Below are 751 nucleotides of genomic sequence, written 5' to 3'. Positions count from 1 at the left end.
CGGATCAGGCAAAGCGATCTGACATCAAGCTTTGATCCCGCGTCAGCCGGATCAATCGCGGCATGGCGCAACCAGTCGCCACTGGCCAGACGTGCCACAAGATCGCGACAGGCCGCATTGACATCCTCGTGATTGATGCCCTTGATGTTGCTTGCTGCCCAATCATCAAGCTTTGCCGCCAGTTCACGATGGCGGTCTTCGAAAAATGGCCAATCAAGATAGGTCTTATCTGCCATCAGTCGCCCTCGAAAACCGGTTTTTCCTTGGCAACGAATGCCTTGTAGGCGCGATTGAAATCCTCGGTCTGCATGCAGATTGCCTGCGCCTGCGCTTCGGCCTCGATCGCCTGTTCGATCGACATATTCCATTCCTGGGCCAGCATGGTTTTGGTCATCATGTGACCAAAGTTCGGGCCTTGGGANNGGCCTCACCCGTGCGGGCAAAGACGCAATAGAAATCGGCAATACCACCGTTCGAAATCCAGGTTTTTTCACCGTTCAGGACGAAATCGTCGCCATCACGCTTTGCCTCAAGCGCGATATTGGCAACGTCCGAACCTGATTGCGGTTCGGTCAGTGCAAAGGCGGCAATCGCCTTGCCAGAACGAACTTTTGGCAACCAGGTATCTTTCTGGTCGGTTGTTCCGAACAAGGAGATTGCGCCACTCCCCAACCCTTGCATCGCAAATGAAAAATCAGCCAGCCCGTCATAACGCGCCAGTGTTTCACGGATCAGGCAAAGCGATCTGACA

2 protein-coding genes and 1 pseudogene are annotated in these 751 nt (G+C 54.2%); all 3 read right to left on the bottom strand.

Going from position 1 to position 751, the window contains the following annotated elements; all coding sequences use genetic code 11:
- Positions 1 to 236: pseudogene (locus B3Z49_RS16115) on the bottom strand (acyl-CoA dehydrogenase); the annotation flags it as partial.
- Positions 236 to 397 (bottom strand): hypothetical protein, encoded by a 162-nt coding sequence (locus B3Z49_RS16110; protein ID WP_349676399.1) that lies wholly within the window; start codon positions 395 to 397, stop codon positions 236 to 238. The pseudogene B3Z49_RS16115 and the gene B3Z49_RS16110, both read right to left, overlap by 1 nt.
- Positions 394 to 751: acyl-CoA dehydrogenase family protein (locus B3Z49_RS16105; protein ID WP_349676398.1), on the bottom strand; the 358-nt coding region annotated here is incomplete at its 5' end. The genes B3Z49_RS16105 and B3Z49_RS16110, both read right to left, overlap by 4 nt.

The sequence above is a fragment of the Thalassospira sp. UBA1131 genome, from assembly GCF_002311515.1.
Lineage (GTDB): Bacteria > Pseudomonadota > Alphaproteobacteria > Rhodospirillales > Thalassospiraceae > Thalassospira.
The sequence above is the reverse complement of the archived record's forward strand: the minus strand, read 5'-3'. Positions and strand labels throughout refer to the sequence as shown.